This window comes from Streptomyces sp. WI03-4A, from assembly GCF_033792105.1.
Classification (GTDB): Bacteria; Actinomycetota; Actinomycetes; order Streptomycetales; family Streptomycetaceae; genus Streptomyces; species Streptomyces collinus_A.
The window spans coordinates 106,179-126,459 of the sequence record NZ_JARAUO010000010.1 but is presented as its reverse complement, the minus strand read 5'-3'; the positions used below and the strand labels follow the sequence as shown (position 1 = coordinate 126,459).

19 protein-coding genes, 1 tRNA gene and 1 riboswitch are annotated in these 20,281 nt (G+C 72.8%); of the genes, 7 read left to right on the top strand and 13 right to left on the bottom strand.

Translation table 11 applies throughout. The features are described 5' to 3' along the window. Window positions 1-105 precede the first annotated feature (105 nt). Window positions 106-1,566 (bottom strand): aldehyde dehydrogenase family protein, encoded by a 1,461-nt coding sequence (locus tag PV343_RS13900; protein WP_319147189.1) that lies wholly within the window; start codon window positions 1,564-1,566, stop codon window positions 106-108. A 144-nt stretch (window positions 1,567-1,710) separates the two neighbouring features. Further along, the gene (locus PV343_RS13895) at window positions 1,711-2,535 is read right to left on the bottom strand and encodes a helix-turn-helix domain-containing protein (protein ID WP_052352323.1); all 825 of its coding nucleotides are present in this window, start codon (window positions 2,533-2,535) and stop codon (window positions 1,711-1,713) included. 355 nt (window positions 2,536-2,890) lie between these two features. On the opposite strand from PV343_RS13895, the gene PV343_RS13890 reads away from it, so the two are divergent. Further along, entirely contained in the window at window positions 2,891-3,364 is a 474-nt protein-coding gene (locus tag PV343_RS13890) for an ATP-binding protein (protein ID WP_319147188.1), read from the top strand. Between the two features lie 110 nt (window positions 3,365-3,474). Here PV343_RS13890 and PV343_RS13885 read toward each other — a convergent pair whose 3' ends face one another. The 4 genes from PV343_RS13885 to PV343_RS13870 all read right to left on the bottom strand — a co-directional run bounded on the left by PV343_RS13885 (window position 3,475) and on the right by PV343_RS13870 (window position 5,087). Next, the gene (locus PV343_RS13885; RefSeq protein WP_020941391.1) at window positions 3,475-3,744 is read right to left on the bottom strand and encodes a DUF397 domain-containing protein; all 270 of its coding nucleotides are present in this window, start codon (window positions 3,742-3,744) and stop codon (window positions 3,475-3,477) included. Between the two features lie 143 nt (window positions 3,745-3,887). Further along, window positions 3,888-4,361 (bottom strand): SRPBCC family protein, encoded by a 474-nt coding sequence (locus tag PV343_RS13880; RefSeq protein ID WP_319147187.1) that lies wholly within the window; start codon window positions 4,359-4,361, stop codon window positions 3,888-3,890. Further along, window positions 4,358-4,705 carry an ArsR/SmtB family transcription factor gene (locus tag PV343_RS13875; protein WP_319147186.1) on the bottom strand — a complete coding sequence of 116 codons (348 nt, stop codon included), beginning with the start codon at window positions 4,703-4,705 and terminating at the stop codon, window positions 4,358-4,360. The genes PV343_RS13880 and PV343_RS13875 overlap by 4 nt, the downstream gene beginning before the upstream one ends. Window positions 4,706-4,712: 7 nt before the next feature. Beyond that, window positions 4,713-5,087, bottom strand: coding sequence for a VOC family protein (locus PV343_RS13870; protein ID WP_319147185.1), 375 nt, complete (start codon window positions 5,085-5,087; stop codon window positions 4,713-4,715). A 260-nt stretch (window positions 5,088-5,347) separates the two neighbouring features. On the opposite strand from PV343_RS13870, the gene PV343_RS13865 reads away from it, so the two are divergent. Both PV343_RS13865 and PV343_RS13860 read left to right on the top strand, forming a co-directional pair. Continuing rightward, window positions 5,348-5,833: a hypothetical protein gene (locus PV343_RS13865; protein ID WP_319147184.1), complete on the top strand. Its 486-nt coding sequence runs from the start codon at window positions 5,348-5,350 to the stop codon at window positions 5,831-5,833. Window positions 5,834-5,916: 83 nt separating this feature from the next. Further along, complete coding sequence (locus tag PV343_RS13860; protein WP_319147183.1) at window positions 5,917-6,444, top strand: DUF4232 domain-containing protein; 528 nt, start codon at window positions 5,917-5,919, stop codon at window positions 6,442-6,444. 6 nt (window positions 6,445-6,450) lie between these two features. Here the strand turns inward: PV343_RS13860 and PV343_RS13855 are convergent, their stop codons facing one another. Next, window positions 6,451-7,557: a DUF2786 domain-containing protein gene (locus PV343_RS13855; RefSeq protein WP_319147182.1), complete on the bottom strand. Its 1,107-nt coding sequence runs from the start codon at window positions 7,555-7,557 to the stop codon at window positions 6,451-6,453. Window positions 7,558-7,730: 173 nt separating this feature from the next. Between PV343_RS13855 and PV343_RS13850 the strand changes: the two genes are divergently transcribed. Continuing rightward, window positions 7,731-8,489 (top strand): Clp protease N-terminal domain-containing protein, encoded by a 759-nt coding sequence (locus PV343_RS13850; protein WP_319147181.1) that lies wholly within the window; start codon window positions 7,731-7,733, stop codon window positions 8,487-8,489. A gap of 244 nt (window positions 8,490-8,733) precedes the next feature. Next, complete coding sequence (locus PV343_RS13845; RefSeq protein ID WP_319147180.1) at window positions 8,734-10,419, top strand: bifunctional 3'-5' exonuclease/DNA polymerase; 1,686 nt, start codon at window positions 8,734-8,736, stop codon at window positions 10,417-10,419. Between the two features lie 7 nt (window positions 10,420-10,426). Here PV343_RS13845 and PV343_RS13840 read toward each other — a convergent pair whose 3' ends face one another. Both PV343_RS13840 and PV343_RS13835 read right to left on the bottom strand, forming a co-directional pair. Next, window positions 10,427-14,095 carry a BTAD domain-containing putative transcriptional regulator gene (locus PV343_RS13840; protein ID WP_319147179.1) on the bottom strand — a complete coding sequence of 1,223 codons (3,669 nt, stop codon included), beginning with the start codon at window positions 14,093-14,095 and terminating at the stop codon, window positions 10,427-10,429. 451 nt (window positions 14,096-14,546) lie between these two features. Next, a complete protein-coding gene (locus PV343_RS13835; protein WP_319147178.1) occupies window positions 14,547-15,440 on the bottom strand; it encodes a glycosyltransferase family 2 protein in 894 nt (297 codons plus the stop codon). 383 nt (window positions 15,441-15,823) lie between these two features. Here PV343_RS13835 and PV343_RS13830 point away from each other — a divergent pair, with 383 nt between their 5' ends. Beyond that, the gene (locus PV343_RS13830; protein ID WP_319147177.1) at window positions 15,824-16,972 is read left to right on the top strand and encodes a PQQ-dependent sugar dehydrogenase; all 1,149 of its coding nucleotides are present in this window, start codon (window positions 15,824-15,826) and stop codon (window positions 16,970-16,972) included. A 208-nt stretch (window positions 16,973-17,180) separates the two neighbouring features. Here the strand turns inward: PV343_RS13830 and PV343_RS13825 are convergent, their stop codons facing one another. After that, window positions 17,181-18,302 carry a HoxN/HupN/NixA family nickel/cobalt transporter gene (locus PV343_RS13825; RefSeq protein ID WP_319147176.1) on the bottom strand — a complete coding sequence of 374 codons (1,122 nt, stop codon included), beginning with the start codon at window positions 18,300-18,302 and terminating at the stop codon, window positions 17,181-17,183. Window positions 18,303-18,328: 26 nt separating this feature from the next. Continuing rightward, window positions 18,329-18,517, bottom strand: a riboswitch (cobalamin riboswitch). 85 nt (window positions 18,518-18,602) lie between these two features. Next, window positions 18,603-18,860 (bottom strand): hypothetical protein, encoded by a 258-nt coding sequence (locus PV343_RS13820; RefSeq protein WP_319147175.1) that lies wholly within the window; start codon window positions 18,858-18,860, stop codon window positions 18,603-18,605. Between the two features lie 207 nt (window positions 18,861-19,067). Here PV343_RS13820 and PV343_RS13815 point away from each other — a divergent pair, with 207 nt between their 5' ends. Then, window positions 19,068-19,613 carry a hypothetical protein gene (locus tag PV343_RS13815; protein ID WP_319147174.1) on the top strand — a complete coding sequence of 182 codons (546 nt, stop codon included), beginning with the start codon at window positions 19,068-19,070 and terminating at the stop codon, window positions 19,611-19,613. 16 nt (window positions 19,614-19,629) lie between these two features. Here the strand turns inward: PV343_RS13815 and PV343_RS13810 are convergent, their stop codons facing one another. Next, window positions 19,630-20,100, bottom strand: a complete 471-nt coding sequence (locus tag PV343_RS13810) for a hypothetical protein (RefSeq protein WP_319147173.1) — start codon at window positions 20,098-20,100, stop codon at window positions 19,630-19,632. Between the two features lie 59 nt (window positions 20,101-20,159). Continuing rightward, window positions 20,160-20,236, bottom strand: a tRNA-Thr gene (locus PV343_RS13805). Window positions 20,237-20,281 lie beyond the last annotated feature (45 nt).

Here is a 20,281-nt window from a genome sequence, read left to right as displayed (position 1 = left end):
CGACGAAACTACGGGCCCTTGCGGTCAGGTTCTGTCCGCAAGGGCCCGGCGCGCGAAAAGGCGCGGAAAGGGATCAGCGAGATCGGCGAGATCAGTGGGAAGAGGTCAGAACGGGAAGCCGCTGCGGCCGTGCTGCACCGAGATCCACTTGACGGTGGTGAAGGCATCCAGGGTGGTCTCGCCGTTCAGGCGGCCGATGCCGGAGTGCTTCTCACCGCCGAACGGGACGAGCGGCTCGTCGTGCACCGTGCCGTCGTTCACGTGGAACATGCCGGTGTCGATCTGCTTGGCGAAGGCGACACCGCGCTCGATGTCCCCGGTGTGGACGGCGCCGCTGAGGCCGTACGGGGTGTCGTTGACGATGCGGACCGCCTCCTCCTCGCCGTCGAAGGGCACCAGGAAGACGACCGGGCCGAAGACCTCCTGGCGCAGCAGGGCGGAGTCCGCCGGCAGGCCGGTGAGCACGCTGGGCTCGACCAGGTTGCCGGTGGTGGTGCCCTGCACCAGGGCTGTGGCGCCCTCGGCGAGCGCCTGCTCGACCGCGCCCGTGAGCGCGCCCGCCTGCGCGGAGTTGATGACCGGGCCGATGACGGTCTGCGGGTCGCGCGGGTCGCCGACCTTGAGGGAGCGGACCTTGGCGACGAACTTCTCGGTGAACTCGTCGGCGACCGAGCGGTCGACGAGCACCCGGTTCGCGGCCATGCAGACCTGGCCCTGGTGGACGTACCGGCTGAAGACCGCGGCGTCCACCGCGTAGTCGAGGTCGGCGTCGTCCAGGACGACCAGCGCGCTGTTGCCGCCCAGTTCCAGCACCGAGCGCTTGAAGTTGGCGGCACAGACGGTGGCGACGTGCCGGCCGACCTTGTCGGAGCCGGTGAAGGAGATGACCTTGGGGACCGGGTGCTCGATGAACGCGTCGCCGATCTCGGCGATGTCGGTGACGACCACGTTGAGCAGGCCGCCGGGCAGACCGGCGTCCTCGAAGATCTTGGCGAGGAGGGTGCCGCCGGCGATCGGGGTGTTCTGGTGCGGCTTGAGCACCACGGCGTTGCCCAGGGCGAGGGCCGGGGCGACCGACTTGATCGACAGCAGGAACGGGAAGTTGAAGGGGCTGATCACGCCCACCACGCCGACCGGCACCCGGTAGACGCGGTTCTCCTTGCCGTCGGTCGGCGAGGGCAGGATCTTCCCCTCGGGGCGCAGCGCCAGATGGACCGACTCGCGCAGGAACTCCTTGGCGAGGTGCAGCTCGAAGCCGGCCTTCACGCGCGTGCCGCCGAGTTCCGCGATGATCAGGTCGGCTATCTCCTGCTCGCGCTCCTCGATCAGCCGCAGCGCCCGCTCGAAGACCGCGCGCCGGGAGTACGGGTTGGTCGCCGCCCACTGCTTCTGGGCGCGCGCGGCGGCCTGGTAGGCCTGGTCGACCTCGTCGACCGTGGCCACGGTGATCGAGGCCAGCTTCTCGTCGTCGTACGGGTTGAAGTCGATGACATCCCAGGAACCGGTGCCCGGGCGCCACTCACCGTCGATGTACTGCTGGGCCAGGTCGCTGAAGTAGGACGACATGTGATCCCTCAATCACTAGCAGACGCCAGATCCCGGTCACGGTCTGATCGCCCGTCATCGTACTTGTGTTTCAACCCAGTTGAAGGTGTCCTCTCAAGACGGCCATGACCCGGGACGCGTGCGGCGCACCGGGAGGGCCGTGCCTCAGGACAGCTGGAGCAGGCCGCGCAGCAGGTCGCGGCTCTCGTCCGGTCCCGGGCTGTCCTGCTGGAGCTCCTTGAGCGCCTGCTCGTACTGGGCGACGTCCTCGCGCTTGTCGAGGTAGAGGGCACTGGTCAGCTGCTCCACGTACACCACGTCGGACAGGTCCGACTCGGGGAAGCTGAGCAGGGTGAAGGCGCCGCTCTCGCCGGAGTGGCCGCCGAAGCTGAACGGCATCACCTGCAGCCGCACGTTGGGGCGCTCGGAGATGTCGATCAGGTGCTGGAACTGGCCGCGCATCACGTCGCGGTCGCCGTAGGGACGGCGCAGGGCGGCCTCGTCCAGGACGATGTGGAACTCGGGCGCGTTGTCGGCGAGGAGGTGCTTCTGCCGCTCCAGGCGCAGGGCGACCCGCCGCTCCACGTCGGCCGCGCTCGCGCCTTTCATGCCGCGCCGGACCACCGCGCGGGCGTACTCCTCGGTCTGGAGCAGGCCGTGCACGAACTGCACCTCGTACACCCGGATCAGGGAGGCGGCGCCCTCCAGGCCCACGTAGGTGGGGAACCAGGTGGGCAGCACGTCGGTGTAACTGTGCCACCAGCCCGCCACGTTGGCCTCGCGGGCGAGCGAGAGCAGCGACTCGCGCTCCGCCTCGTCCGTGATGCCGTACAGCGTCAGCAGGTCCTCGACGTCCCTGGTCTTGAAGCTCACCCGGCCCAGCTCCATCCGGCTGATCTTCGACTCGGATGCGCGGATCGAGTACCCCGCAGCCTCGCGCGTGATCCCCCGTGCTTCACGCAGTCGCCTGAGTTGCGAGCCGAGCAGCATGCGCCGCACCACCGATCCGGGCTCTCCCGCGCTCACGTTCGCCAGCCTCCCCAACCGTCTTCAGGGGCCGAAGTCTGCCACTAAAACACTTCGAGCAGTACTCGTACGGTTACGGAAACGGAAAGAGGTCGGCCGTTTTCCGCCCTCAGAGGTCCGGACCTCTGGCAGAACCGAGATCGAACTTGGCGGAAAAAATGGCCAAGAAGCGGTACGGGCAGGTTCAATTCGGTCGCGTGCACGTGCATCTGCCCTTGCATCTGCTCTTCCCATCCGAAACCATGGTGCCGCGCCACCGCTGCATCGCAACGACCGCGAATTCCCGGGAGTGCCTCGCATGGGGACGAATGGATCGACCATGCTCAAGCCGTTACGGCAGGGCCTTCCGCCGTTGGACCCCGCAGCCGTGTCCGATGCCGCCTCCTGCGCACTGCCCGCCCGGTACGAGGCGGTGCGTGAGGCCCGGCGCTTCACCCGGGGCACCCTGGACCAGTGGGACGTCGGCGACCGCTTCGACGACATATGTCTCGTCGTCTCCGAACTCGTGACCAACGCCCTGCGGCACGCGCTGCCGGCCGACGCGGTGGGCACCGAGCACGCGTCCTCCGTGCGGCTGCACCTGATGCGCTGGACCGGGCGGCTGGTGTGCGCGGTGCGCGACCCCAGCCACGAGACGCCCACCCCGCGCGATTCGGACGACTTCTCGGCCGAGTCGGGCCGGGGGCTGTTCCTCGTCGACTCCTTCGCCGACAGCTGGGGCTGGCACCCGCTCGCCGGCACCCTCGACGGCAAGGTGGTCTGGGCGATGTTCCGGCTCGGGACGGCCGGCTGACGCCTGGCGGCGTCGAGCGACGCCGCGCGTCTACGCGCGTACACCCGTCGTTCGTCCCGCTACCGCCCCTTTACACCCCTCAGAGGTGACGACGAGGCGGCTGAGTCGTTTCAGCCGAGCACCAGATGATCGAACTCCCCGTCCTTGACACCCAGGAGCATCGCCTCGATCTCGGCGCGGGTGTAGACGAGCGCCGGCCCGTCCGGGAAGCGCGAGTTGCGCACGGCCACGTCACCCCCCGGCAGCCGCGCGAACTCCACGCAGGAGCCCTGCGAGTTGCTGTGCCTGCTCTTCTGCCAGGCCACTCCGTCCAGCTGCGCGGCAGCCATGCCGTTGTACACGTCGTACTCCCCGTACACGCTCTCAACGTCGCGGTCCACAGGTCGCTCCCTGGTGCACTGGCTGATGTGGCCATAGATGCTGCGGTCAACTGACCCGGATCATAACCTTGTTCATGTGCAGGTGCATGAGCAGATGCACGTGCACGGGGGGTGGTCCCGCGATTACAGCTTTGACGTCCGCTTTACCCGAGCTGGTCCAGCGTCTGCCCGAGGGAGGGCAGCACCCGCCCCCGCCAGCCCCCGTCCATGATCTTCCGTGCCATCATCTGCGCCGGATCGTCCGGATCGAATCCTTCGTGCACTAGGAACAGACGCGTACCGCGCCCTTCCTGTTCCAGGGTCCAGGTGACGGTCCACTCCGCGAGATTGGCGGGATCGGCGTCCTCCCACCGGAGGGACAGCATCCGCTCGATGTCGTAGGCGAGGATCCGCACCTCGACGACGCCGGAGAAGCGGCTGCCGGGACGCGGGACCGAGGTCATCCGGTACCGGTGCCCGACCTCCAGGCGGAACTCCTCGGCGCCGGGCATCTGCCAGCGGGCCAGCAGCCCGGGCTCGGTCAGGGCCCGCCAGACCTTGGCGGGCGGGTGCGGGAAGAACTGGGCTACGCGGACCGTGGTGAGGTCATCGGCGTCACCGCCGGGTGCTGTGGTCATGGCTGTTCATCGTCGGGCATCCGGTCCAGCAGCTCGCCGAGCCCCCGCAGCCGCTCGCGCCAGAACCGCTCGTACGGATGGAGCCAGTCCTGCACCTCGGCGAGCGGGGCCGCCTCCAGGCGGTAGATGCGCAGGCGGCCGGAGCGCCGCTCGGAGACGAGGCCGGCCTCCCGGAGCACCTTGAGGTGTTCCGAGAGGCTGGGGCGGCGCATGTCGAAGTGGTCGGCCAGCTCCTGCACGGGCTGCGGGCCGCGTTCGCGCAGCAGCCGCAGCACCTCACGGCGGGTGGCGTTGGCGAGCGCGGCGAAGACGCGGTCCTCGGCGGCGGTGTCCGGCCCGTTCATGGAGCGCTCAGAAGCCTTCCTTCTCCGTCAGCAGCATCAGACCGTTGCCGTCGGGGTCCGTGAAGGACGCCATGCGCCCCCAGGGCAGTGCGTCCGGTCCCTGCACGGAGGTCCCGGCGGCGGCGAGCCGGGCGCAGTCCGCGTCGACGTCGGTCGTGACCAACATGATCCCCCGGACGGAGCCGGGCTCGAAACCGCCCATCCCCGGTCCCGAGAGCGTGAAGACGGTCTGCGCGCCCTCGGGGGCCACCTGGAGCCAGCGGCCCTGCGGCGTCTCCCGGTCGACGGTGACCTCCATGCCCAGGACCTCCGTGTAGAAGCGCAGGGCGCGGTCCTGGTCGGAGACGGGGAGCGTGACGAACGAGGCGTGCGTGATGGTCATGCGCCCAGATTAGGTAGGAGATTCCCTACGCGTCAACCGTAGGAGATCTCCTACCCATGGTGATCCGCCTGCTGGACCAGGCCCACGCGGACCCGCCGAGCGGGACACGTCCGGGCCCGGCGTGGATTCCCGCCCGGTGTCCGGAAGTCCCCCGGGTGACGGCTGGTAACTTGCTGCGGTCCCCCCGTCCCGGGGGGTGCCCTCCGGATACGGGCCGACGGCCCCGGGGCGGCCGGCTCGCTGGAACTCGGGAGCTTGACGTGAATACGGCGACTGCAAGGGTGCGGGCGGCGGCCGCGACCGCGGGCCTGGTGGGCGCGCTCGCGCTGACCGGATGCAGCGGAGGCGACTCCGGCGACGACTCCTCCGCGACCACGAGCGGGACCCCGGCGGCCACCGCTTCCGCCGGCTCCGGTGCGGTGACGGGCTCCTCGGGCAAGCTCCAGGGCAGCTGGATCACCACCAGCAAGGGCACGGTCGTCGCCCTGGTGATCACCGGGAAGCAGGCCGGTCTCTTCGCCACCGGCGGGACCGTGTGCAGCGGCGCCGCGGGCACCGAGGCGGGCATGCAGATGATCCATCTGACGTGCACCGACGGCAGCAAGGACCGGGTCACCGGCATGGTCGACTCCGTCAGCGGGGACGGCATGAAGGTGACCTGGTCCGGCGAGCTCGGCCAGGAAACCTACACCAAGGCCGAGGGCGGCAAGCTCCCGTCCGGGCTTCCGACTGCCCTGAAGCAGTGAATTCCCGAGGGGTGCGTGACCGCGCCCCCCGGGCAGGCGCCATGATGCGGGGAGACCGCCACGACCTCGATGGGGAACAGCACATGCGCGCCATTCGGCTCACTGTCACCGCTCTCACCGCCGCCCTCGCCCTGACCGCCTGCGGCGGCGGGGGCAGCAGCGACGGCGCCAAGAGCAAGTCCGGGTCCGGCTGCGCGGTCGGCAAGGTCTCCGTGCAGGCCGGCAGCTCCACGAGCGAGGCGCCCGCGGCCGGGGACACCGGCCAGGTGGTCATCAGCATGACCAACCAGAGCGCGCCCTGCACCCTGGAGGGCTTCCCGCACGTCAAGGTCGAGCGGACCGGCGGGCCCTCGGTCGTCCTGAAGCCCCAGCAGGGGGCCAAGGCGCAGAAGCTGAAGCTCGCCAAGGGCGACTCCGCGACCTTCACCGTCACCTACGTGCGCGGCGCGGACGGCGACGCCAAGAGCCTGAAGGCCGCGTCGATGGCCGTGACGCTGCCCGGGAGCGACACCGCCCAGGTCATCCCCTGGAAGTACGGGCCGATCGCCGGCCGGACCGGCCAGAGCGACCCGAACGCCTCCGTCGGCGCCTTCCAGCAGGCCGGGGACTGAGGCACCTCAGCCGAGCCGCGGCCGCGCCCTGACCTGGGCGCGGTCCGCCGCGGCCGCGCCCTCCGTCCAGCCGGCCGCGTCGCTCACGCCCCGCAGCCGGGCCGTGGTGGTCTGCGGGAACATGCGCTCCAGCCGGTCGGTGACGGCGACCTCGCGGGTGGCCAGGACCGGCAGCAGGTCCCGCGTCACCTGCGTCTCGGCGACGGCCGCGAGCCGGTCGCCGACGCGGTGGGCGTAGGCCGCGAGGAACGACTGGCGGAAGGTCTTGGTGCGCTTGCGGCCGCCGGCCCGCTGGGCGGCCTCGGCCCGGGCCATCGCGTGCGTGGCCTGCACCAGCAGCGAGGTGTAGAGCAGCTCGACCGACTCGAGGTCCGCATCGAAGCCGACGACCGTGGAGAAGCCCAGCGGCTCGTTCCACACCGCCCGGCAGTGGTTGGCGGTGGCGACCGCGTCCAGCAGCACCGCCTTGGCCTGCTCGTACGGCGGCTCGACCCCTATGCGGCAGGCGCCGGGCGCGTCCGCGGCGGGGACGGCCGCGGCGAGCAGTGCCTCGTCGACGCTGTGCCGGGCCATCAGTTCCTGCGCCTTGGCGCTCAGCGCCTCCGCCTCGTCCGGGTAGTCGGTCGCCTCGGCCTTGGCGAGCAGGGCGCGGATACGGGTGAGCATGCGGCTGGCGGCGGGTCCGTGCGCGCGGCGGGGCTCGTCGAGGGGTTCCAGGGTGGGCAGGCGCAGCAGCAGGCGGTGGAGCTGGAGGACGGCGGTGGCGTGCGAGAAGCGGTCGGCCGGGCGCGGGGGGTCCGGCGGCAGCGCGTCGAGCTGGGCGGCCCAGCGGTGTCCGCGCGGGCGGTCCCGTCCGGCCTGGGCCCGGATCAGTCCGGCGGCCAGCCCCACGTGGACGTCCTCCAGTTCCCGCCGGACGAGCCGTACGACGTCGGCGGGCTGCCAGCCGCGCTGCCAGGCCGCTGCCATGAACTCCTCGCCCCGGCGCGCGAGTTCGCCGTCCGAAGCGGGGTCGGCCGCGAGCAGGGAGGCGCCCGTGTCGAGCCCGGCGTCGGTGTCGTCGTACAGGGCGGCCCGGAAGGCGCGCTCCACGGTGCTGGGGGTGCTGGTCACGCTCTCGATCGTGCCACGCGGCACCGACAGGGACCCCGGTCGGGCCGCAGCTCCGGAGACCGTCCACACCCTGTGGACAACCGGCGGGGGCGCGGGAAAGCGCGGCCGGGCCCGGGAAACGCACTGTCAACCATCAGTTGACAGTGCGCCATGAGGCAACCTACGGTTGACACATGGCGAACCAACCGAAGATCACGGCATCCGTACGCCTCGACGACCTCATCGAGGCCATCAAGAAGGCTCACATCGAACCCCTGGAGCAGCTCCAGGACGCGGTGATCGCCGCCGATCACCTCGGCGACGTGGCCGACCACCTGATCGGCCACTTCGTGGACCAGGCCCGCCGCTCGGGCGCGTCCTGGACCGACATCGGGCGGAGCATGGGCGTCACCCGGCAGGCGGCGCAGAAGCGATTCGTGCCCAAGGAGTCGGCCGACCTCGACCTCAGCCAGGGCTTCAACCGCTACACCCCGCGCGCGCGGAACGTGGTCATGGCCGCCCACAACGAGGCCGTCGCGGCCCGCAGCGCGGAGGGCCGGCCCGAGCACCTGGTCCTCGGGCTGCTGGCCGAGCCGGACGGCCTGGCCGCCAAGGCGATCACCACGCAGGGCGTCCTGCTGGACTCCGTGCGCGAGGCCGCGACCGCCGCGCTCCCGCCTGCCGCGCAGGACGCGCCCGAACTGGTCCCCTACGGCCCGGAGGCCAAGAAGGTCCTGGAGCTCACCTTCCGCGAGGCCCTCCGGCTCGGCCACAACTACATCGGCACCGAACACCTGCTGCTGGCCCTGCTGGAGCACGAGAACGGCGAGGGCGTCCTCAGCGGGCTCGGCCTCACCAAGGAGGCGACGGAGACCTTCGTCGACCGGGTGCTGGCCGCCGTGCTCGACCAGAAGCGGGCGAAGGGCGACGCGGCGGAGGACACGTCGGACTGACCGGCGCGCACCGGACTGGCCCGCGCACCGGACCGACCGTCGCACCGGACCGACCGTCGCACCGGACCGACCGTCGCGCCGGACCGGCCCCGGTGGGCTCGCGGGCCGAGGCCGTCGCCAGAGGGCCCTCGCTCGGAGGGCGTTCCACAGCGGACCTTCCGCAGCGGGCGTCCCTTGGCGGGCGTCCCTCGGCGGGCCAACGCCCGGAGGGCCGTTGTCAGAGGTGCCTGCCACACTCGCGGACATGACCGACCGGTGGGCTCTCGCGCCGGCCGAGGACGGTGGCGTGGACGTCGCCCCCCTCGGCCCGGACGGGCTGCCCGCCGGTCCGGTGCGGCGGGAGAGCGATCCCGCCGGGGCGGTGCGGAGCCGTCCGGAGGTGACGCGCTGGGTGTGGCGGTCGACCGCCGAGGTCTACCCGCTGCTGCTCGCCACGGGGGTGCGAGTGGAGCGGTGCTACGACATCGAGGACGCCGAGACCCTGCTGCTGGGCCACGAGGGCAGACACGGCGAGCCGCGCTCGGCCGCCGCCGCCCTGGCCCGCCTCCGCGGCGGCCCCGTACCGCCCGACCCGCCGCAGCGCCCGGCCGAGCCGGGCGCCCAGTCCCCGCTCTTCGAGCCGGCCGCCACCCGGCTGCCGCTGGCGGACCTGCTCGCGGTCTACGCCGACCAGCAGCGGCGGCACGAGAAAACCGCCCACCCCGGCCGGATGCGGCTGCTGACCGCGGCGGAGTCGGCCGGGATGCTGGTGGCCGCCGAGATGAACCGCTCCGGCCTGCCCTGGAGCGCCGAGGTCCACCGCGGCCTGCTGCACGAACTGCTCGGCGAGCGGTACGCGGGCGGCGGCGAACCGCGCCGCCTGGCCGAGCTCGCCGACGAGGTGTCCGCCGCCTTCGGCCGCCGGGTCCGGCCCGACCTGCCCGCCGACGTCATAAAAGCCTTCGCCCAAGCCGGTATCAAGGTGCGGTCCACCCGCCGCCGCGAGATCGCCTCGGTCGACCACCCCGCCGTCGCGCCCCTGCTGGAGTACAAGAAGCTGTACCGCATCTGGGTGGCGCACGGCTGGTCCTGGCTCCAGGACTGGGTCCGCGACGGCCGCTTCCGGCCCGAGTTCCTCGCCGGCGGCACGGTCACCGGGCGCTGGGTGACCAACGGCGGGGGCGCGCTGCAGATCCCCAAGGTGATCCGGCGGGCCGTGGTCGCCGACCCCGGCTGGCGCCTCGTCGTGGCCGACGCCGACCAGATGGAGCCGCGCGTCCTCGCGGCCATCTCCCGCGACCCCGGTCTGATGGAGGTGGCCGGCCGCGCCGACGACCTCTATCAGTCCGTCTCCGACCGGGCCTTCTCCGGCGACCGCGACCAGGCCAAACTCGCCGTGCTCGGCGCCGTCTACGGCCAGACCTCGGGCGACGGCCTGAAGAACCTGGCGGCGCTGCGCCGCCGCTTCCCCCGGGCGGTGGCCTACGTGGACGACGCCGCGCGGGCCGGCGAGGAGGGCCGGCTCGTGCGCACCTGGCTGGGCCGCACCTGCCCGCCCGCCGCGAGGACCGGCGAGGACACGGCGGAGGAGGCGGGCATCCCCGTCGGCGACGACGACCCCGACGGATCCACCTGGCTCCCCGGCTACGCCTCCACCGACTCCCGCGCCCGGGGCCGCTTCGCACGGAACTTCGTGGTCCAGGGCAGCGCCGCCGACTGGGCCCTGCTGCTGCTCGCCGCCCTCCGCCGGACCTGCGCGGAACTCCGGGCCGAACTGGTGTTCTTCCAGCACGACGAGGTGATCGTGCACTGTCCCGCCGAGGAGGCCGACACCGTCGTCCGGGCCATCGAGGATGCCTCAGGCCTCGCCGCACGGCTGACCTTCGGCGAGACCCCGGTGCGCTTCCCGTTCACCACGGCGGTGGTGGAGTGCTACGCCGACGCCAAGTGAACGCCCGTCACCGGCCCGATCCCTCGGCCAGCAGCTCCCGCAGCTCCTCCATCACCGTCTGCTCGTCCGTGCCGTCCAGGGCCGCGAGGGCCGCGCGCCAGACGTCGCGCGCCTCCGGGCGCCGCCCCTCTTCGCGCAGCAGCAGACCGTGCTGGTGGCGGGCGAGACCGCCCATGTAACGGTCGGCGCGGGCGTCGGCCCGGCTCAGCAGCTCGGCGCACTCGCGCGCGGCCCGCTCGCCGTCGCCCAGCCGCCGCAGCGCCCGGACCAGTCCGAGCCGCGTCTGCGACTCGCCGTGCCAGTCGCCGTGCCCGCCGAGGATGCGCAGGCTCTCCTCGAAGTGCCCGGCGGCGGCCGCCGGTTCGCCCAGGGTGAGGTGGGCGTAGCCGATGTTGCAGTGCGCCGAGTGCTGCACGATGACCGCGCCCAGGGCGTCCCCGATCGCCAGCGAGCGCCGGTGCTGCTCGATCGCGGCCCGGGGATCGGTGTGCTCGTAGAGGTTGCCGAGGTGGCTGCGAGTGACCGCCTCCCCGTAGGGGTCGTTCAGCTGCCGGGAGTAGCCGAGGCTCTGCAGCAGCGCCTCGCCGGACTCCTCGAACCGGCCGAGTCCCTCCAGCAGCAGCCCGCGGTTGTTCAGGCAGCGCCGGATCCTGGAGGCCGCGCCCAGCCGCCGCCAGATCGCGAGGGCCTGGTCGGTGAGGGCGAGGGCGTCGTTCTGCCGCCCGGTCAGGAAGTGCAGGCCCGAGAGGTCGCCCAGGGCGTACGCCTCGGCCGCCGCGTCCCCCAGCCGCCGCGCCGCACCGAGCCCGGCCCGGCCCAGCACCTCCATCTCGGCGACCCGCCCGCTGCGCTGCACGTACGGGAAGAACAGCCGGACCAGGAGGGAGAGGTGGGCGGTCCGCCGCTCGTCGGCGCCGTCCGCGTTGCGCTCCACCAGCGCGACGATGTTCTCCAGTTCCACGTCACCCCAGGCGAAGGCCACCTCCGCGGACTCGAAGGTGCCCAGCGCCACGACGTCGGCGGCGTGCCCGGCGGGCTGCGCGGCGGTGGGCCGTCGGCGGTCCTCCTGGTCGAGGCCGGGCTCCACGATGGCGGTGAGCACGCACTCGGCGGCCGCCGCGTACCAGCGGAGGGCGGCCAGGTCGGTGTCGGCGGCAGTGGCGGGGGCAGTGGTGGCACCGGCCGTGGGCGTAGAGGTGAGGGTGGGCATGGAGGTGCCTGTGCGGCGGTCCTGACCGGTGGGACTGCCGATGTCCGTGCGGTTGTCCTGGTCCGTGGGACTTCCGGTGTCCGAGCGGCGGTCGTCGCCTCTGCGCCGGCCGGTTCCCCTGCGCCGGTCGACGCCGGTGCGGCGGTCGGGGCTCGTGCGGCGGTCACCGGAGCCGGGTGCCCTGCCCGCATCCCCGTCGGCGGCCGTGCCGGGGCGGGCGTCGGCGTCCGCCAGTTCCCGGGCGAAGTCGCGCACCAGGTCGTGCGGGGCGTAACGGCCGAACGCCGTCTCCTCCAGCAGGGCCACGTCGACCAGCCGGTCCAGCGCGGCCTCGGCGCGGCGCGCGTCGGTACCGGTCAGGCGGGCGATCAGCGGGGCACTGTAACTGGGCAGGTCGAGGGCTCCGATGCGGCGCAGCACGAGGGCCGCGTCCCGGTCGGCCTCGCGGTCGGCGGCGGCGAGCGCGTCGTGCGCCACCGCGAGGGAGCGGCGGACGCTCAGGTCGTCGTACTCCAGGTGGTGCAGCCGGCTCCCGGTGGCGGCGAGTTGCCCGGCCAGCACGTCCGGGGTGAGCGCCCTGCGGGCGGCCAGCCGGGCGGCGACGACCCGCAGCGCCAGCGGAAGCCTGCCGGTCAGCTCGACCAGCGCGTGACCGGCGTCGAGTCCCGCACGGCCGCTCACGGCCCGGAGCAGCGCCGCGCTGTCCTCGCCGGTCAGCGGGCCGAGCGGCAGACGCCGGGCGCCGTCGAGGGCGGTCAGCGGCGAGCGGCTGGTGACGATCACGGCGCAGCCGGGCCCGGCCGGCAGCAACGGGCGCACCTGGGCCGCGCTCGCGGCGTCGTCCAGCACCAGCAGGACGCGGGCGGGGGCGAGCAGCGAGCGGAGCAACGCGGCTGCCGCGTCGGGGTGTTCGGGGATGGTGCGGGGCTCGGCGCCGAGGTCCCGCAGCAGGGCGGAGAGCGCCTGTGCCGAGGTCAGCGGGCCCGTGCCGGGAGCGGCGCCGTGCAGGTTGACGTACAGCTGGCCGTCCGGGAAGCGTTCCCGCAGCCCGTGGGCCACGTGCAGGGCGAGGGCGCTCTTGCCGACACCGGCCATGCCGCTGATCACCGCGAGCCGGCTCCGCCGTTCGGCCAGGCTCTCGTGCAGCTCCCGGTGCTCGGCCGCCCGCCCGGTGAAGTTGGCCGGTGGTGGGGGCAGTTGAGCGGGCGCAGGGGTACGCGGAACTGCCGTCCCGGAGGCGGGTGGCACCGGGACCTCGGCCGTGCGGGCCGCCCCACCGCCGGTGGCCTCAGGCGCGGACTCGGGCGTGAGCGCGGCTGCGGACTCGGGCGCGGCTGCGTCGCGGACCGCCGGCTCGCCCGGGCGCCCCTCACCGGGCGCGGCGGTGCTCCTGAGGATCGTCGCGGTGGCGACCGGTCCGCCGACCGCCGGCCCACTGGCCAACGCACCACTGGCCAACGCCGCCCAGACCAACGCCCCACCGTCCGCCGGCCCGACGGCCGGCGTCCCACCGGCGGTCACCCCGGCGGCTGCCTCAGTCGACACGCGGCGGGGCGGCACCGCGCCCCCGGTGCGCGCCGCCGGGACCGCAGGCGTGTCGGAGGAGCCGCGCAGCACCTCCACATGGGCCTGGCGGACCGCGGCTCCGGGCTCGATGCCGAGTTCGTCGACCAGGCGGGCCCGCAGATCACGGTGGACGGCCAGGGCCTCGGCCTGACGGCCGGTGCGGTGCAGGGCGAGCATCAGCTGACGGTGGTACGCCTCGCGCAGCGGATGCTCGGCCACCAGGGCCGCCAGCTCCGGGACGAGCGCGGCCACTCTGGCCCCGCCGAGGGCGAGTTCGGCGTCGTAGCGCCACTCCAGCAGGAGCCGCCGCGCCTCCTCCAGGCGCTGTACGAAGGCGTAGCCGCCGAAGTCGGCGGGAAGCCCGCTGAGCGGTGTGCCGCGCCAGAGCGACAGTGCGGCCGTACAGGGGCGCATGACTCCCGCCCAGTCGCTCCGGGCGTGCGCGGCGCGCGCCTCGGCCACCCGGGCTTCGAACACGTGCACGTCCAGCTCGCCGTCGTCGACCCGCAGCAGATAGCCGGGGGCGACGGCCCTGAGCCGCTCGGGGTCGTCCAGAAGCCGGCGCAGCCGGGTGACGTGGTTGTGCAGCGACGCCTGCGCGGAGACCGGCGGTGCCCCTGCCCAGAGGGCGTCCTTCAGCGACTCGACGGACACCACCCGGCCCGCCTCGAGCAGCAGCGCGACGAGCAGGGCGCGGACCTTGGGGCTGCCGATGGCCCGCACGCTGTTGTCAGGAGTGTTGTCCGCGCCGTCCGCGTTGTCCGAGGTGGCGTCGGGGGCGCCGTCCGGAGTGTTCCCGGGGACACCGGCGCCGGAGGCGTCGTACGAAATACCGTACGGCTGTCGGTCGTACAGAACGGGCGGTCCCAGCAGTCCGAACCGCAGCTCGTACCGCCGCATCACGCCGCCCACTGCCTTCCCGCGCGGTCTCCCGCGACCGCGCCGCGCGGCGGGTGTCCACCCGCCGTTCCTTGCGTTCCCTGGCGGAATTCCGCCCCGTCCACCACAGTTTCCCGCCACCGTGCCTCTGCCGGTCGCGACCGGATTCCGTTAGGGTTCCGGCTGCCGTCCCCCGCCGTTCGGCGACTTCCGGCCACCCGGTCCACGACCTGCGGACGAACCGTTGGCCACATGTTAGCGATCCGTTGGTGAGCCCTGATGTGATCCTTTCATCGGATCCGGCCCGACGGCGCGCGCGTCAAGACGCGTAACTCGGGGGAGTGTCGCCGCAGGCCAGGTCCGGGGACGTAGTAGGGCCCCGGTCGTCGGAGGTGAACGACCGGGGTCCTGTCCCGTATCCGCGTCCCGGTCGCCAGTCGCGTACCCGCGCCCCGCTCGCCCCGCCGTCCGCTCAGATGACGGGCGGCCGCCCGAGCCGGGTCAGCCGCCACACCATCCGCCAGCGCATGGGCCGCCGCTCGCCCGCCGGCTCCCGCAGTCCCTCGGCGAACCCGCCGAACCAGGACCGCAGTCCGGCCGTGGACCGGGTGCGGGCGAGGGTGAGCAGCAGCCACACGCCGAGGTGCACCGGAATCAGCGGCAGGGGCAGCCGGCGCCGCGCGAGCCAGACCCGGTTGCGGGCGTTGACGCGGTAGTAGATCGCGTGCCGGGCCGGCGAGGTCCTGGGGTGCCGCAGGAGCAGCTCGGGGGCGTAGAGGATCTTCCAGTCGGCGTCGGCGGCCCGCCAGGCGAGGTCGGTCTCCTCGTGCGCGAAGAAGAACTCGGCGGGCCAGTCCCCGGTCTCGGCCAGCATCGCCATGCGGAAGGCGTGGCCGCCGCCGAGGAAGCAGGTGACGTAACCGCCGCGCAGCGGATCGGACTTGCCGACCCGTGGCACGTGCCGTTGCTGGGTCTCGCCGTGCTCGTCGGCGATCCGGAAGCCGACGATGCCGAGGCGCGGGTCGGCGGCGTACAGGTCGCGCACCCGGCGCAGCACGTCGGCGTCGGCGAGCAGTCCGTCGTCGTCCAGCTCGACCACGACGTCGACGTCGCCGTACGCGCGGAGCCGGGCCAGGGCCACGTTGCGCCCGCCCGGGCAGCCCAGGTTCTCCTCGACGTCGATGGTGGTGACCTCGCCCGGCAGGGACAGCCGGTGGGCGAACTCGGGCAGCCGGCAGCCGTTGCCGACGATCACGATCCGGGCGGGCGCGACGTCCTGCTTGGCCACGGACTCCAGCAGGGCGTCGACCTCGGCGGGCCGGTTGCCCATGGTCACCACGGCCACGGCAATCCTCGGCTCCACCACGTCCCTCACCCCGTCCGGGCTGTGGCGGCACCGGCGTCCGGACCGCGCGGCGCTCGCCGTTCACCAAGATGTTGCCTCAGCGGAGGGGGTTCACCTGACGTGGATTCACTTTGCGGTCCCTTTGCTGTGGTTTTGTCCCCTCAGGGTCCATTCTCGCCCAGCAGATGGGTCAATCCGGGTGGCTGCCGCATCGACATGGCCCCAATACTCCTGGCAGGAGTGCAAGATCCATTGCCACGCTTCGGCCCGGCCCTTCCCCACGAGGCCTCACTCGGCGAAGCCGCATTGCACACTCCAGGCCCCTCACGCTCGCCACCGGCCGTCCGTTCCTCCGCTCGGGGAATGCCGCGGTCTCCTCCCCCCACGACAGGAAAGGCATCGACATGTCACGTTTGGCGCATCGGGTGCTGCATCGAGTCCGTCCGGGTGTCGCGGCGGCCGCCGCCGTCACCGCCGCGCTGACCGCGGCCCTGCTCCAGGCACCCGGCGCGGCCGCGCAGCCTGCGTCCGCGGGCGGGGCCGGCGGGGCCGGCGACCTCCGGCAGGGCGGTGCGCCGTCCGGCATCAGCACCCTCACCGACAAGATGGCGTTCCCATGGGGGATCTCCTTCCTGCCGAAGACGGCGAAGGCGCTGGTGACCGAGCGGTACACGTCCGCGGTGTGGCTGCTCAGGTCCGACGGCACCCGGACGAAGGTGGGAAAGGTCCCGAACACCGTCGCCGACGACGGTGACGCCAACGCCGCGAGCGGCGGCCTGCTGGGCGTGGCGACCTCGCCGACCTGGAACGGCACGACGGACAAGGACGTGTTCTTCGTGCAGACGACCGCCGCCGGCACCCGGGTCGCGAAGATGCGCTTCGACGGCACCTCGCTCAGCGGGTACACCGTCGTGCTCGGCGGCATCAAGTTCCACGGGGACCACAACGGCGGCGGCATCGCCTTCGGGCCCGACGGATTCCTGTACGTGACCACCGGCGACGCCCTGGACGAGACGACCTCGCAGAACAAGAACTCGCTCAACGGCAAGATCCTGCGCATCACCAGGACCGGGGCCGCGGCACCCGGCAACCCCTTCGGCAACCGGGTGTACAGCTACGGCCACCGCAACGCGGAGGGCCTCGCGTGGGACTCCCGGGGCCGGCTGTGGGAGAGCGAGATCGGCGGCGCCAAGTGGGACGAGCTGAACCTCGTCGAGAAGGGCGGCAACTACGGCTGGCCGGCCTGCGAGGGCGCCTGCTCCCACGCGGGCATGAAGAACCCCAAGTCGGTCTGGAAGCCGGAGGCGGGAGGCGTCCCCTCGCAGGTCGCGATCGTCAACGACGTCATCTACGTCTCCACGCTGCGCGGCGCGCGGCTGTGGCGGCTGCCGATCGACGCCACCGGCCAGGCGGTCGGGACGGCGACGTCCTACTACAGCGGCGCCTACGGCCGCCTCCGGGCACTGGCCAAGGTGCCGGGCGCGAACCAATTGTGGCTGGGGACCAGCAAGGGCCCTGCCCAGGACAGCATCTACAAGATCGACATCCGCTGAGCCGTCTCCCCCTGTCCCCTCCCCCTCCCCGCCCCTCCCCCGCGCCTCCTTCGGCCGCGCCGGAGGGCAGGCCCCGGGCCGGACGCGCACGCCGGCCCGGGGCTCGGCCTGTACGGGTGTGGGCGGGTAGGGGTGCGGGCGCGTACGGGCATGGGTGTTGGCGGGCACGGGTGTTGACGGGCGGAGGTGTTGGAGGGGTACGGGGACGTCAGCCGGTGTCGGCGGCGCGAGCCGTCCAGCGCTCCTCGACCTTGGCCAGCCGCCAGTAGCCGACGGCCACGGCCCAGACGACCACGAACAGGCCGACGATGACGTAGCCGACGTTGTCCAGGTCCAACCCCGCTATCCAGCCGGTGACCCCGTCGTCCAGGCCGAGCTTGTCGTGCAGGACGCCGACCAGCTCGATGGTGCCGACGAAGAAGGCGACCGCGATGGACAGGCCGGTGATGGTGAGGTTGTAGAAGACCTTGCGCACCGGGTTGGAGAACGCCCACTGGTACGCGAAGTTCATGAACGTCCCGTCGAGGGTGTCGAACAGGCTCATGCCGGCCGCGAACAGCAACGGCAGGCACAGCACCGCGTACCACGGCAGCCCGGCGGCGGCCCCGTTGCCGGCCAGGGCGAGGAGCAGGACCTCCGTCGTCGTGTCGAAGCCGATGCCGAAGAGGAAGCCGAGCGGGAACATCTGGCCGGGCCGGCGGATGGACCGGGTGAGCCGGCCGAGCAGCCGGTTCATGAAACCCCGCGAGTCGAGGTGGGCCTCCAGCGCCGCCTCGTCGTAGTGCCCGGACCGCATCGCCCTGAAGACCCGCAGGATGCCCACCAGGGCCACGAGGTTGAGCGCGGCGATCAGGTACAGGAAGGAGCCGGAGACCGTCGTGCCCACGGTGCCGAGGACCTGGTGGGTCCGGGAGCCGTCGTTCATCAGGGTGCCGGCGAGCTTGGCGCCGCCCGCGACCAGCGCGGCCATGAGGACCACCACGCTGGAGTGGCCGAGCGCGAACCAGAAGCCGACCGACACCGGCCGCTTGCCGTCGGCCATCAGCTTGCGGGTGGTGTTGTCGATCGCGGCTATATGGTCCGCGTCGAAGGCGTGCCGCATGCCGAGCGTGTACGCGGTGACGCCCAGTCCGATCCCGAACGCCTTGGTGCCGACCTCGTAGTGACGCGGAATCACGAGCAGGAACAGGATCCCGAACGCGACCACGTGCAGGGCGACGATCACGGCGAGGAGGCCGGCCGTCCGGACGGTGTCCTCGCGGCGCCACCGGAAGGTCGGGGTGGCGGCGGGCCGGGGCCCGCCCTCGGGCACGCCTGTGGGCACGGTCATACGGTCACGCTCCAGCACCTCGTGGATCAGCTTCGTGATGCCGTGGCCGGTCTCCTGGCTGACGGGTCGACGCGCCCGCCCCTGCCTTCCCGGCCGTGCGGCCAGTGGCGTCCAGGGGGCGGGAACTTCCCGATCACAGTGGCGAGGGCCGCTCCGGACTGCGCCCCTGAGGGCGGTCACCGGTCTTCCCGAACACCACGGCCCGTTCACCCTAGAAGGACGCCCACACCCGCGGCAAGGCGGCCCGTCACCTGCCGGAACGGGAAGTGAGCGCGAGCCGGCCCGCGGCCTCGCCCCGCCTCAGTCCCCGCTGACCCCGCCCGGCGCCTGGCGCCGATTCCCCCGACGGGCGCGCCACCGGTCGAGGACCACCCTGGTGAGCGTGCGCCCCCCACGCGCCCGCCGCCGGTCCGAGGCCGTTCCGATGACGGTGGCCGCGACGGCCCACCAGGCCGCGAACCGCAGCGCCTCCCCCCACGGCACGTCTCCGAACAGCACGCTGCCCAGGAAGCCCGGCAGAGCGGAGAAGAGGCCGACCCCCGCATTGCTCAGCACCATCCGACCCATGTCGTCCCCCCGACGCAGCCCAGCGATCGCTCACGGCACCGCAGGCATCCCGCATGACCCAGGTGGTCCCCGCCGCGCCGTCGTGTACCTCGAGCACCTCGAACCTCTCGTCTTCCTCAGAAGTCGCGCCGGAGCCCCCGGCTCCGCCCCGTGCCGCTGACATGATCCGGGCGACCACAGAAGAACGGGGAAGCAGACATGACCCTCCGCACCCTCGCCGCACTGGGCCTCGCGTGCACCGCGCTGCTCACCGGTTGCGCCACGGACCACGCCACCGCCACCGGGAAGCCACCGCGCCCCACCGGCCCGTCCACGCCGAGCCCGGCAGCGGGCGCGGCGGGCACGACCACGGCGGGCACGGACTCGGCGGCCACCGTCCCTGCGACCACGGCCCCCGAGGGCACATCGGCCGCCCACCCCCTGTTCCACCGGGCACCGGAACTGGACTCGAACGAGATCCTCGCCGGCCGCCAGGAGCCGATCACCGGCAGCGCGAGCTTCGCCTTCGCCGGGGGCAGGAAGGGGGACACCCTGATCCTCGCCGTCCGCTGCCAGGGCCAGGGCCGGGTCGAGGTCACGGTGCGCCCCGTGCACGTCGCCTTCCCGCTGCGATGCCCCGCCGACCGGGCCGACACCGTCTACCACCAGGTACGCGTCACCGGAACGGCCCGCAGCGGCACCGCCTCCGTGCGGGCCTCCTCCACGGTCCGCTGGTCGATGACCATCGGACGCACGAGGTCCTGAGCCGGGAGGCGCCGTGTCAGCCGGTCCACGCGTCACGGTGTCGGTGCCGGCCCAGCCCCACGGCCGAGAACTCGTCCTCTCCGGCGCTCGCGACCACGCCCAGCCGCCGCAGCGCCTGAGAGAGGGGACTGCCGGCGGGCCCGAACGGCCGCCCCTCCTCAAGATGAAGCGGCCCCAGCACGAGGGCCCCGCCGTCCCAGACGGCAGCCCGCTGCTCCCCCACTCCGCCGAAGTACTCGGCCTCCACGTAGGCCACCGGCCCGCCGGCCGACCAGGCGGCGAGCGTCCCCTCGAACCCTCCCGGCAACCGCCAGAACCCCAGAACGCGCTCACCGCCGCCGTCCGTGACCGCATCGAACAGGGCGTCCGTCATCGGCAGGAGAGCCAGCCCCTGCCCGATCGACGTGGGCCGGACGGCGGACAGCTCTCTCGCCGCGGCACTCAGCGCCTCACCTTCCCCGATCACGGCGTACAGGTCGTACCCCATGCCCCCACCCCTGGAACGAAAAAGCCCAGCTAGGACAATGTCCGAGCTGGGCTTCGAATTGGAGCCGCTTTCGGGATTCGAACCCGAGACCTACGCATTACGAGTGCGTTGCTCTGGCCATCTGAGCTAAAGCGGCGTGCTGCCCGCACTATGGTGCGATCGGCAACGTCGGTAAGTCTAC

Excerpts from the sequence above, each read along its gene's own strand:
- PV343_RS13840 (WP_319147179.1), bottom strand. The coding sequence starts at position 14,095 with ATGCGGCGGTACGAGCTGCGGTTCGGACTGCTGGGACCGCCCGTTCTG.
- PV343_RS13845 (WP_319147180.1), top strand. The coding sequence starts at position 8,734 with ATGACCGACCGGTGGGCTCTCGCGCCGGCCGAGGACGGTGGCGTGGAC.
- PV343_RS13825 (WP_319147176.1), bottom strand. The coding sequence starts at position 18,302 with ATGACCGTGCCCACAGGCGTGCCCGAGGGCGGGCCCCGGCCCGCCGCC.
- PV343_RS13850 (WP_319147181.1), top strand. The coding sequence starts at position 7,731 with ATGGCGAACCAACCGAAGATCACGGCATCCGTACGCCTCGACGACCTC.
- PV343_RS13830 (WP_319147177.1), top strand. The coding sequence starts at position 15,824 with ATGTCACGTTTGGCGCATCGGGTGCTGCATCGAGTCCGTCCGGGTGTC.
- PV343_RS13880 (WP_319147187.1), bottom strand. The coding sequence starts at position 4,361 with ATGACCACAGCACCCGGCGGTGACGCCGATGACCTCACCACGGTCCGC.
- PV343_RS13810 (WP_319147173.1), bottom strand. The coding sequence starts at position 20,100 with ATGGGGTACGACCTGTACGCCGTGATCGGGGAAGGTGAGGCGCTGAGT.
- PV343_RS13820 (WP_319147175.1), bottom strand. The coding sequence starts at position 18,860 with ATGGTGCTGAGCAATGCGGGGGTCGGCCTCTTCTCCGCTCTGCCGGGC.
- PV343_RS13815 (WP_319147174.1), top strand. The coding sequence starts at position 19,068 with ATGACCCTCCGCACCCTCGCCGCACTGGGCCTCGCGTGCACCGCGCTG.
- PV343_RS13895 (WP_052352323.1), bottom strand. The coding sequence starts at position 2,535 with ATGCTGCTCGGCTCGCAACTCAGGCGACTGCGTGAAGCACGGGGGATC.
- PV343_RS13875 (WP_319147186.1), bottom strand. The coding sequence starts at position 4,705 with ATGAACGGGCCGGACACCGCCGCCGAGGACCGCGTCTTCGCCGCGCTC.
- PV343_RS13860 (WP_319147183.1), top strand. The coding sequence starts at position 5,917 with ATGCGCGCCATTCGGCTCACTGTCACCGCTCTCACCGCCGCCCTCGCC.
- PV343_RS13900 (WP_319147189.1), bottom strand. The coding sequence starts at position 1,566 with ATGTCGTCCTACTTCAGCGACCTGGCCCAGCAGTACATCGACGGTGAG.
- PV343_RS13870 (WP_319147185.1), bottom strand. The coding sequence starts at position 5,087 with ATGACCATCACGCACGCCTCGTTCGTCACGCTCCCCGTCTCCGACCAG.
- PV343_RS13890 (WP_319147188.1), top strand. The coding sequence starts at position 2,891 with ATGCTCAAGCCGTTACGGCAGGGCCTTCCGCCGTTGGACCCCGCAGCC.